This is a genomic window from Pseudomonas sp. PS01300, from assembly GCF_029960155.1.
Taxonomy (GTDB): Bacteria; Pseudomonadota; Gammaproteobacteria; order Pseudomonadales; family Pseudomonadaceae; genus Aquipseudomonas; species Aquipseudomonas palmensis.
On sequence record NZ_JASCPN010000069.1, the window covers coordinates 15,684 to 27,141 of the forward strand.

Annotated in this window: 7 protein-coding genes; all 7 read left to right on the forward strand. The window is 64.1% G+C overall.

The window, feature by feature from the left end; translation table 11 throughout:
• Nucleotides 1-67: 67 nt before the first annotated feature.
• Complete coding sequence (aroB, locus tag QMX96_RS23300) at nucleotides 68-1,165, forward strand: 3-dehydroquinate synthase (RefSeq protein WP_043859938.1); 1,098 nt, start codon at nucleotides 68-70, stop codon at nucleotides 1,163-1,165.
• Nucleotides 1,166-1,181: 16 nt separating this feature from the next.
• Nucleotides 1,182-2,777, forward strand: coding sequence for an AAA family ATPase (locus QMX96_RS23305; protein ID WP_043859937.1), 1,596 nt, complete (start codon nucleotides 1,182-1,184; stop codon nucleotides 2,775-2,777).
• 367 nt (nucleotides 2,778-3,144) lie between these two features.
• Complete coding sequence (gltB, locus tag QMX96_RS23310; protein ID WP_078481687.1) at nucleotides 3,145-7,590, forward strand: glutamate synthase large subunit; 4,446 nt, start codon at nucleotides 3,145-3,147, stop codon at nucleotides 7,588-7,590.
• A gap of 33 nt (nucleotides 7,591-7,623) precedes the next feature.
• Nucleotides 7,624-9,042, forward strand: a complete 1,419-nt coding sequence (locus QMX96_RS23315) for an FAD-dependent oxidoreductase (protein WP_043859935.1) — start codon at nucleotides 7,624-7,626, stop codon at nucleotides 9,040-9,042.
• A gap of 180 nt (nucleotides 9,043-9,222) precedes the next feature.
• A complete protein-coding gene (hemE, locus tag QMX96_RS23320) occupies nucleotides 9,223-10,287 on the forward strand; it encodes a uroporphyrinogen decarboxylase (RefSeq protein ID WP_282362554.1) in 1,065 nt (354 codons plus the stop codon).
• 147 nt (nucleotides 10,288-10,434) lie between these two features.
• Entirely contained in the window at nucleotides 10,435-10,935 is a 501-nt protein-coding gene (locus QMX96_RS23325) for a type II secretion system F family protein (RefSeq protein WP_282362555.1), read from the forward strand.
• Nucleotides 10,936-11,022: 87 nt separating this feature from the next.
• Entirely contained in the window at nucleotides 11,023-11,370 is a 348-nt protein-coding gene (locus tag QMX96_RS23330; RefSeq protein ID WP_043859932.1) for a NirD/YgiW/YdeI family stress tolerance protein, read from the forward strand.
• Nucleotides 11,371-11,458 lie beyond the last annotated feature (88 nt).

Here is an 11,458-nt window from a genome sequence, read left to right on the forward strand (position 1 = left end):
GGCAGGGCACTTCGTTATTGCGCGGGTCGGGTCTTCGATGCCGCGCCTTTGTTCTTTGTGGGGACACATGCAGACACTTAAGGTCGAACTGGGCGAACGCAGCTACCCAATCTACATCGGCGAAGGCCTGCTGGATCAGCCTGAACTGCTGGCGCCGCACATTGCCGGCAAGCAGGTCGCCATCGTATCCAACGAGACTGTCGCGCCCCTTTACCTGCAACGCCTCACCCACAGCCTGGGGGCCTATTCGGTACTGCCGGTGGTGCTGCCCGACGGCGAGGCCTTCAAGAACTGGGAAACCCTGCAACTGATCTTCGACGCCCTGCTGACGGCACGTCACGACCGTCGCACCACCGTGATCGCCCTGGGCGGCGGGGTGATCGGCGACATGGCCGGCTTTGCCGCCGCCTGCTACCAGCGCGGCGTGGACTTCATCCAGGTGCCCACCACGCTGCTGTCCCAGGTGGACTCGTCGGTGGGCGGCAAGACCGGCATCAACCACCCGCTGGGCAAGAACATGGTCGGTGCCTTCTATCAGCCCAACGCGGTGCTGATCGATACCGCCAGCCTCAAGAGCCTGCCGCCGCGCGAGCTGTCGGCGGGCCTGGCCGAGGTGATCAAGTACGGCCTGATCTGCGACGAGCCGTTTCTGGGCTGGCTCGAAGACAATGTCGATGCGCTGCGTGCGCTCGACCAGGCTGCACTGACCCGCGCCATCCAGCGCTCCTGCGAGGCCAAGGCGGCCGTGGTGGGGGCTGACGAGCGCGAGTCGGGCGTGCGTGCCACGCTCAATCTCGGTCACACCTTTGGCCACGCCATCGAAACCCACATGGGCTATGGTGTGTGGCTGCACGGTGAAGCCGTGGCGGCTGGCACGGTAATGGCCCTGGAAATGTCCATGCGCCTGGGCTGGATCAGCCAGGCGCAGCGCGACCGCGGCATCCGCCTGTTCCAGCGCGCCGGCCTGCCGGTGGTGCCTCCGGCCGAAATGACCCCGGCCCACTTCATGGAACACATGGCGGTCGATAAAAAGGTGCTCGACGGTCGTCTGCGCCTGGTCCTGCTGCGCCATATGGGCGAAGCCGTGGTGACCGACGACTATCCGCAAGAGATTCTTCAGGCCACGCTGGCGGCGGATTACCGCGCAATCGTGGCCCAGCTTTGAGGTTGACGAGAGTTCGATGACTAGTTTGCATGCCGACGAGGCCTTTCTCGGCCATTACCAGTTGAACCATGACCCCTTCGCTGCGCGGGTGCCTGGCTTCAAGTTCTTCCCTGCCCAGCGCAAGCCGGTGCTGGGCCAGTTGCATCACCTGGCCCGCTACAGCCAGCTGCTGCTGGTGGTCACAGGCCCTCTGGGCAGCGGCAAGACCCTGCTGCGCCAGGCCCTTGTGGCCAGCACCAACAAGCAGTCGGTGCTCAGCGTGGTGGTTTCGGCGCGTGGCGCCGGCGATGCAGCCGGCCTGCTGGCCCAGGTAGCGCAGTCGCTGAATGTGGCCAAGGCGCAAGTCACCGAGATCCTCGCCCAGATCGTGCAGCTGGCGCTGACCGGTCAGGAAGTCTACTTGCTGGTGGACGATGCGGAACAACTTGGCGAGTCGGCACTCCAAGCCTTGCTGGAACTGGCGGCGGGCACACCGGAAGGTCGCCCGCACGTGTTCCTGTTCGGCGAGCCGTCACTGATCGCAGCCCTGGATGAACTCAATGCCGAGCAGGAGCGTTTCCACGTCATCGAGTTGCAGCCCTACACCGAGGACGAAACCCGGGAATACCTGGAGCAGCGTCTGGAAGGTGCCGGGCGCGGTATCGAGGTGTTCACCAGCGAGCAGATCGCCGAGATTCACGAAAACTCGGACGGTTGGCCTGGAGCAATCAACCAGGTGGCCCGCGATACCATGATCGAAGCCATGCTCGCCACCCGCTCGCCGGTGAAGCGACCATCAATGGGGTTCAATATGCCGAAGAAACACGTGCTGGCGTTGTCTGCCGTGGTAGTGGTTGCCGTGGCGGCAGCCGTGCTGATGCCCAAGAAGGGCGACCAGGCGCCGGCCACTGCGCCTGCCGAGCAGGCGCAACTGCCCCTGGGCCAGGGCAAGCCGGGCAATGCCCAGTCGAACAACGGTGGCCCGGCCATCGAGTTCGCCGGTTCTTCGCAGCCGATGCCGCTGCCACTGGTGGGCCAGTCCCAGCCGGTGATGCGCGGCCCGCTGGCCGAGGCGGCCGGCATGGGTGATGGCGAGGAATCCGGCCCGGCTGGCGACACTGCACTGCAGCCGCCTACCGTTACCACCACTGCACCGCCCGCCGGTGTCACTGCAGGCCCGGCGCCTACGATGGCCCAGCCGGTTGTACCGGCGCAGCAGCCTGCCGCGCCAGTGGCCAGCAAGCCGGTTGCACCTGCCGCCAAGCCCGCCCCTGCGCCCGTGCAGGTGGCCACGGCCAAGCCGGCACCCAAGCCTGCGGAAAAACCAGCTGCCAAGCCCGCTGCGGGCGGTAGCTGGTACAGCGGCCAGGCGCCAGGCAACTACGTGGTGCAGATCCTGGGCACCAGTTCCGAGGCATCGGCCCAGGCGTTCGTCAAGGCCGAGGGTGGCGACTATCGCTACTTCAAGAAAACCCTGCAGGGCAAACCCCTGTACGTGATCACCTACGGCAACTTCTCCAGCCGCGATGCAGCCGTCGCTGCAATCAAAACCTTGCCAGCCAAGGTCCAGGCTGGTAAACCTTGGCCTCGTACCGTTGCCAGCGTCCAACAAGAACTGGCTGCGACCCGCTGATACATGGTCGGGTGGCACTACCCCCGCCACCTGCTGAGCGACTCCTGAACCCCGGTCTAGCCTGCTGCGTAACACGCGGCAGGCTTTTCTGTCCCAGACTGCCGGCCACAAGCCCCTGTTGCAGTCCAGGCTGAAACGCTTCAGACTCAAGAAATTCCGTTACCACGGATTCTTGTATAAAAACATTCAAAAATGCGACATGGATTTTCACTGATGCGTCAGTAAATTTGTGGGCTTCACTGTCGCTGTGCAACAATGGCATCCGTATTGCCCCCGCAAAGCTGACGTTCGTTCGGCGTGGATGGTAAGTGGTTGTATTAAAAAGAGATTTGCCTTGGTGAGAGGCGAACCTGGTGAGAAAGTGTCTATGAAAACAGGTCTGTACCATCCCGAAGAATTCAAGGATAACTGTGGTTTCGGCCTGATCGCCCATATGACGGGCGAACCCAGCCACCACCTTTTGCAAACGGCTATCCAGGCCCTGACCTGCATGACCCACCGTGGTGGGATCAACGCCGACGGCAAGACCGGCGACGGCTGCGGGCTGCTGATGCAGAAGCCCGATCGGTTCCTGCGGGCCGTGGCCCTGGAACAGTTCGGCAGCGAGCTGCCCCGCCAGTACGCGGTCGGCATGGTGTTCTTCAACCAGGACACCGCCAAGGCCGAAGCCGCGCGCGACAACATGAACCGCGAGATCCTCGCTGCCGGCCTGAGCCTGGTGGGCTGGCGCAAGGTGCCGATCGACACCAGCGTGCTCGGTCGCCTGGCGCTGGAGCGCCTGCCGCAGATCGAGCAGGTGTTCGTCGGTGGCGAAGGCCTGAGCGATCAGGAATTCGCGATCAAGCTGTTCAGTGCTCGGCGTCGCTCGTCGGTGGCCAACGCCGCCGATGCCGAACACTACATCTGCAGCTTTTCGCACAAGACCATCATCTACAAAGGCCTGATGATGCCGGCGGACCTCACCGCCTTCTATCCGGACCTGAGCGACGAGCGCCTGCAGACGGCGATCTGCGTGTTCCACCAGCGCTTCTCCACCAATACCCTGCCCAAATGGCCGCTGGCCCAGCCATTTCGCTTCCTCGCCCACAACGGCGAGATCAACACCATCACCGGCAACCGCAACTGGGCCCAGGCGCGGCGTACCAAGTTCGCCAACGACCTGATCCCGGATCTGGAAGAGCTCGGCCCGCTGGTCAACCGCGTGGGCTCCGACTCCTCGTCGATGGACAACATGCTCGAGCTGATGGTCACCGGTGGCATCGACCTGTTCCGTGGCGTGCGCATGCTGGTACCGCCGGCCTGGCAGAACGTCGAGACCATGGACCCCGACCTGCGCGCGTTCTATGAATACAACTCCATGCACATGGAAGCCTGGGACGGCCCGGCGGGCATCGTGCTCACCGAAGGCCGCCATGCCGTGTGCCTGCTCGACCGCAACGGCCTGCGCCCGGCGCGCTGGGTCACCACCAAGAACGGCTATATCACCCTGGCGTCGGAAATCGGCGTGTGGGACTACAAGCCCGAAGACGTCATCGCCAAGGGCCGCGTGGGCCCGGGGCAGATCTTCGCGGTCGACACCGAGACCGGCCAGATCCTCGACACCGATGCGATCGACAACCGCCTCAAGTCGCGCCACCCGTACAAGCGCTGGTTGCGCCAGAATGCCCTGCGCATCCAGGCCGACCTGAGCGACGACCAGGGTGTGGCCAGCTACGACGGCGACCAGCTCAAGCAGTACATGAAGATGTTCCAGGTCACCTTCGAGGAGCGTGACCAAGTGCTGCGCCCGTTGGGTGAGCAGGGCCAGGAAGCCGTGGGCTCGATGGGCGACGACACGCCGATGGCGATCCTGTCGCAACGCGTGCGTTCCACCTACGACTACTTCCGCCAGCAGTTCGCGCAGGTCACCAACCCGCCGATCGACCCGCTGCGCGAAGCCATCGTGATGTCGCTGGAGATCTGCCTGGGTGCCGAGCGCAACATCTTCCAGGAATCCCCCGAGCACGCCTCGCGGGTGATTCTCAGCTCGCCGGTGATTTCGCCGGCCAAGTGGCGCTCGCTGATGAACCTCGACCGCCCGGGCTTCGAACGCCAGGTGATCGACCTCAACTACGAGGAAAGCATCGGCCTGGAAGCGGCCGTGCGCAACATCACCGAACAGGCCGAAGAAGCCGTGCGCAGCGGCAAGACCCAGCTGGTACTGAGCGACCGTCATATCGCACCCGGCAAGCTGCCGGTGCATGCGTCGCTGGCCGTGGGCGCCGTGCACCATCGCCTGACCGAACTGGGCCTGCGCTGCGACAGCAACATCCTGGTCGAGACCGCCACCGCCCGCGATCCACACCACTACGCGGTGCTGATCGGGTTCGGCGCCTCGGCGGTGTATCCGTATCTTGCCTACGAGGTGCTGGCCGACCTGATCCGCACCGGCGAAGTGCTCGGTGACCTGGACGAAGTGTTCAAGTACTACCGCAAGGGCATCTCCAAGGGCCTGCTCAAGATCCTCTCCAAGATGGGCATCTCGACCATCGGTTCCTACCGGGGCGCGCAGCTGTTCGAAGCCGTGGGCCTGTCCGAGGAAGTGGTCAACCTCAGCTTCCGTGGCGTGGCCAGCCGCCTCAAGGGCGCGCGCTTCGTCGACATCGAGAACGAGCAGAAGCTGCTGGCCGCCGAAGCCTGGAGCCCGCGCAAGCCGATCCAGCAGGGCGGCCTGCTCAAGTTCGTGCACGGTGGCGAATACCACGCCTACAACCCGGACGTGGTCAATACCCTGCAAGCTGCCGTGCAGCAGGGCGACTACGCCAAGTTCAAGGAATACACCGCACTGGTCGACAAGCGTCCGGTGTCGATGATCCGCGACCTGCTCAAGGTGAAAACCCTGGAGCAGCCGCTGGACCTGAGCGAAGTCGAGCCGCTGGAGGCCATCCTCAAGCGCTTCGACTCGGCGGGTATTTCCCTGGGCGCGCTGTCGCCTGAGGCCCACGAAGCCCTGGCCGAGGCGATGAACCGCCTGGGCGCGCGCTCCAACTCCGGCGAGGGCGGCGAAGACCCGGCCCGCTACGGCACCATCCGCAGTTCCAAGATCAAGCAGGTGGCCACCGGCCGCTTCGGCGTCACCCCCGAATACCTGGTCAATGCCGAAGTGCTGCAGATCAAGGTGGCCCAGGGCGCCAAGCCGGGCGAGGGCGGCCAACTGCCGGGCGGCAAGGTCAACGGCCTGATCGCCAGGCTGCGCTATGCGGTGCCGGGCGTGACCCTGATCTCGCCACCGCCGCACCATGACATCTACTCGATCGAAGACCTCTCGCAGCTGATCTTCGACCTGAAGCAGGTCAACCCGCAGGCGCTGGTCTCGGTCAAGCTGGTGGCCGAAGCCGGGGTAGGCACCATCGCCGCCGGCGTGGCCAAAGCCTATGCCGACCTGATCACCATCTCCGGCTACGACGGTGGTACCGGCGCCTCGCCGCTGACCTCCATCAAGTATGCCGGTGCGCCGTGGGAACTGGGCCTGGCCGAAACCCACCAGACCTTGCGCGGCAACGACCTGCGCGGCAAGGTGCGGGTACAGACCGATGGCGGCCTGAAAACCGGCCTGGACGTGGTCAAGGCCGCGATCCTCGGCGCCGAGAGCTTCGGCTTCGGCACCGCACCGATGATCGCCCTGGGCTGCAAGTACCTGCGCATCTGCCACCTGAACAACTGCGCCACCGGCGTGGCCACGCAGAACGAAAAACTGCGCAAGGACCACTACATCGGCACCGTCGACATGGTGGTCAACTTCTTCACCTACGTGGCCGAGGAAACCCGTGAATGGCTGGCCAGGCTGGGCGTGCGCAGCCTGGGCGAGCTGATCGGGCGTACCGACCTGCTGGAAATGCTCCCCGGTGAAACCGAGAAGCAGAAGCACCTGGACCTCAGCCCGTTGCTGGGCAGCCCGCACGTCCCGGCCGACAAGCCGCAGTTCTGCGAAGTGGACCGCAACCCGCCGTTCGACAAGGGTGTGCTGGCCGAGAAGATGGTGCAGATGGCCCTGCCGGCGATCCGTGACCTGGCCGGCGGCGAATTCGAGCTGGATATCTGCAACTGCGACCGCTCCATCGGCGCGCGGATCTCCGGTGAAATTGCCCGCCTGCACGGCAACCAGGGCATGGCCAAGGCGCCGCTGACCTTCCGCTTCAAGGGCACTGCCGGGCAGAGCTTCGGGGTGTGGAACGCCGGTGGCCTGAACATGTACCTCGAAGGTGATGCCAACGACTATGTCGGCAAGGGCATGACCGGCGGCAAACTGGTGATCGTGCCGCCAGCGGGCAGCCCGTTCGAAACCCAGCACAGCGCCATCGTCGGCAACACCTGTCTGTACGGCGCCACGGGCGGCAAGCTGTTCGCCGCCGGTACCGCGGGTGAGCGCTTCGCGGTGCGCAACTCCGGTGCCCACGCCATCGTCGAGGGCACGGGCGATCACTGCTGTGAATACATGACCGGGGGCTTTGTCTGTGTATTGGGCAAGACCGGTTACAACTTCGGTTCCGGGATGACCGGTGGTTTTGCCTACGTGCTCGACCAGGACAACAGCTTCGTCGACAAGGTCAACCACGAACTGGTGGAGATCCAGCGTATCAGCGGCGAGGCGATGGAGGCTTATCGCAGCCACCTGCAGCGCGTGCTGGGTGAATACGTCGAAGAAACCAACAGCGAATGGGGTCGTGAGCTCTGGGAAAACCTGGATGACTACGTGCGTCGCTTCTGGCTGGTCAAGCCGAAGGCGGCCAACCTGAAGAACCTGCTGTCCAGCACCCGTGCCAACCCGCAGTGATATGCGCCTGAAGAGTTTGATGAGGTTTTGAACATGGCTGAACGTCTGAGTAATGACTTCCAGTTCATCGAGGTCGGGCGCAAGGATCCGAAGAAGAAACTGTTGCGTCAACGCAAGAAAGAGTTCGTGGAAATCTACGAGCCCTTCAAACCCCAGCAGTCGGCCGAACAGGCCCACCGCTGCCTGGGCTGTGGCAACCCGTACTGCGAATGGAAGTGCCCGGTGCACAACTTCATTCCCAACTGGCTCAAGCTGGTGTCGGAGGGCAACATCCTCGCCGCTGCGGAGCTGTCGCACCAGACCAACACCCTGCCCGAAGTGTGCGGCCGGGTGTGCCCGCAGGACCGCTTGTGCGAGGGTGCCTGTACCCTCAACGACGGCTTCGGCGCGGTGACCATCGGCTCGGTGGAGAAGTACATCACCGACACCGCCTTCGCCATGGGCTGGCGCCCGGACATGTCCAAGGTGGTGCCCACCGGCAAGCGCGTCGCGGTGATCGGTGCCGGCCCTGCGGGCCTGGGTTGTGCCGACGTGCTGGTGCGCGGCGGGGTAACCCCGGTGGTGTTCGACAAGAACCCCGAGATCGGCGGCCTGCTGACCTTCGGCATCCCCGAGTTCAAGCTGGAAAAGACCGTGCTCAGCAACCGCCGCGAAGTCTTCACCGGCATGGGCATCGAGTTCCGCCTTAACACCGAGGTGGGCAAGGACGTCACCATGGACCAGTTGCTCGAGGAATTCGATGCGGTGTTCATGGGCATGGGCACCTACACCTACATGAAGGGTGGCTTCCCTGGCGAAGACCTGCCGGGTGTGCACGACGCGCTGGATTTTCTGATCGCCAACGTCAACCGCAACCTGGGCTTTGAAAAGTCCCCGCAAGACTTCGTCGACATGAAGGACAAGAAGGTCGTGGTGCTGGGCGGCGGCGACACCGCGATGGACTGCAACCGTACCTCCATCCGCCAGGGCGCCAAGGCCGTGACCTGTGCCTACCGGCGTGACGAAGCGAACATGCCCGGCTCGCGCAAGGAGGTGAAGAACGCCAAGGAGGAGGGCGTGAAGTTCCTCTACAACCGCCAGCCGATCGCGATCGTGGGTGAAGACAAGGTCGAGGGCGTGAAGGTGGTCGAGACCCGTCTCGGCGAGCCGGATGCCCGTGGCCGTCGCAGCCCGGAGCCGATCCCGGGTTCCGAAGAGATCATCCCGGCGGACGCCGTGGTCATCGCCTTCGGTTTCCGCCCCAGCCCTGCGCCGTGGTTCGAGCAGTTCAGCATCCAGACCGACAGCCAGGGCCGTGTGGTGGCGCCGGAGCAGAACCGCTTCAAGCACCAGACCAGCAACCCCAAGGTGTTTGCCGGTGGCGACATGGTGCGCGGTTCGGACCTGGTGGTGACGGCTATCTTCGAGGGGCGCAATGCCGCCGAGGGGATTTTGGACTACCTGGAGGTCTGATCGGGCCTCTTCGCCGGCAAGGCTGGCTCCTGCCAAACCTGTAGGAGCCGGCCTTGCCGGCGAAGCTTTTAACTAAATCTATTGACCTACCACAGGTCGATAGACAAAAGGCACGGTTCATACCGTGCCTTTTACGTTGGTGTCTGAGAAAATGCCCCCACTTTTTTTCCGGATGCCGACATGACTGCCTTGAAGAACGATCGTTTTCTGCGCGCCCTGCTCAAGCAACCCGTAGACGTCACCCCGGTGTGGATGATGCGCCAGGCCGGCCGCTACCTGCCGGAGTACCGCGCCAGCCGCGCCAAGGCCGGTGACTTCATGAGCCTGTGCATGAACCCGCAGTTCGCCTGCGAGGTTACGATGCAGCCGCTGGACCGCTACCCGCTGGACGCCGCGATCCTGTTCTCGGACATCCTCACCATCCCTGATGCCATGGGCCAGGGCCTGTATTTCGAAGCCGGCGAAGGCCCGCGCTTCAAGAAAGTCATCAGCACCCTGGCCGACATCGAGGCGCTGCCGATCCCCGACCCGCAAAAGGACCTGGGCTACGTGATGGATGCGGTCAGCACCATCCGCCGCGAGCTCAACGGCCGTGTGCCGCTGATCGGCTTCTCCGGCAGCCCGTGGACCCTGGCCACCTACATGGTCGAAGGCGGCTCGTCCAAGGACTTTCGCAAGACCAAGGCCATGCTCTACGACAACCCGCAGGCCATGCACCTGCTGCTCGACAAGCTCGCGCAGTCGGTGGTCAGCTACCTCAACGGGCAGATCCTGGCCGGCGCACAGGCCGTGCAGATCTTCGACACCTGGGGTGGCAACCTGTCGGCGGCGGCGTACCAGGAGTTCTCCCTGGCCTACATGCGCAAGATCGTCAGCGGCCTGATCCGCGAGCACGAAGGGCGCAAGGTGCCGGTGATCCTGTTCACCAAGAACGGCGGCCTGTGGCTGGAAAGCATTGCTGATGCCGGCGCTGACGCGCTGGGCCTGGACTGGACCTGCGACATCGGTGAGGCGCGCCAGCGCGTGGGCAGCAAGGTGGCCCTGCAGGGCAACATGGACCCGACTGTGCTCTACGCCAAGCCCGAGGCCATCCGCGCCGAAGTCGGGCGTATCCTGGCCAGCTATGGCCACGGGACCGGCCACGTGTTCAACCTGGGCCATGGCATCACCCCGGAGGTCGATCCGGAACATGCCGGTGCCTTCATCCACGCCGTGCACGAACTGTCTGCGCAGTACCACCAGTAACGGGCAACTGCCTGGCGGGTGCCGCGTATCGCGGCCCCGCCACTGACTTTTCACGCTCCCCCGCCGATCCGTCCTACGGCCCGTCCAAGCCTCCTCCCTTACCATTCCGACCTCGATGCACAGCCGTGCCATTCAAGGAAGGAACCCGTGCCCAAGGATATCCGCGCAGTACAGCATCCCCTGCTGGCGGCAACCTGCCAACGGCTTGCCGAGCACGTTGACAACCAGCAACTGACGCGTCAGGGCATCCGCCTGGCGTTGCTGTATCCGGCGATCCTGATGTGCGCCGTGCTGGCCATCTTCGCGTTCCTGCTGGGTGTCGTGATCCCTGATGTCGTGCAGATATTCGCCCATCACCAGCAAGCGTTGCCGGCCACGATCCGCGTTTCGATGGCGCTGAACGAGAGCGGGCAGCGCTTTGCGCTGCCGTTTGCCGGTGTGCTGGTCGCCGCCGGCGTGTTCGCACGGCTCGCGTTGCATGCACTGCGGCGTCGCCTGAGGTGGCACGGTTTGCTGTCGGGCGTAAGGGTTGAACGAGCCCTGGGCTTGTTTGAGCCATTGATGCTGGCGATGACGGGCGGTGTGATGCTGTTCATCGGGCTGGCCATCCTTATGCCGATTCTGAGCCTCACCGCGTTGCTGGCCTGATCGAGTTTCCCACCATCGCGCATTAAGCTTCAGTTCAGGCGTGGGGATTAACCTGAGCGCATCCCCACTTGAAACGGAATGCCCACCATGAAAACTCGTTACCTGGCTCTGCTGCTTGCCCCGCTGTTCACCACTGGCGCGATGGCCGCCGGCTACACCGGCCCTGGCGCCCAGCCGGTCACCACGGTCGCGGCAGCCAACGACGCCGCCGACGATACCCCGGTGGTACTGCAGGGCTTTGTGGTCAAGAAGCTCAACAACGACGACAAGTACGAATTCAAGGATGCCAGCGGCACCATCACCGTTGAGATCGACAACGAAGACTTGCCGGCGGTGGCCTTCAACGACAAGACCAAGGTCAAGCTGACCGGTGAGGTCGAGAAGAACCTGATGTCCCGCGAGATCGATGTCGACCTGGTTGAAATCATCAACTGAACAGCTTCGCCGGCAAGGCCGGCTCCTGGTAGGAGCCGGCCTTGGCGGCGAGGGGGATCAGCCCGTCACATTACCCCGCCGCGCCGGC

Coding starts and splice junctions, on each gene's coding strand:
- gltB (WP_078481687.1), top strand. CDS start 3,145: ATGAAAACAGGTCTGTACCATCCCGAAGAATTCAAGGATAACTGTGGT.
- aroB (WP_043859938.1), top strand. CDS start 68: ATGCAGACACTTAAGGTCGAACTGGGCGAACGCAGCTACCCAATCTAC.
- hemE (WP_282362554.1), top strand. CDS start 9,223: ATGACTGCCTTGAAGAACGATCGTTTTCTGCGCGCCCTGCTCAAGCAA.
- QMX96_RS23330 (WP_043859932.1), top strand. CDS start 11,023: ATGAAAACTCGTTACCTGGCTCTGCTGCTTGCCCCGCTGTTCACCACT.
- QMX96_RS23305 (WP_043859937.1), top strand. CDS start 1,182: ATGACTAGTTTGCATGCCGACGAGGCCTTTCTCGGCCATTACCAGTTG.
- QMX96_RS23315 (WP_043859935.1), top strand. CDS start 7,624: ATGGCTGAACGTCTGAGTAATGACTTCCAGTTCATCGAGGTCGGGCGC.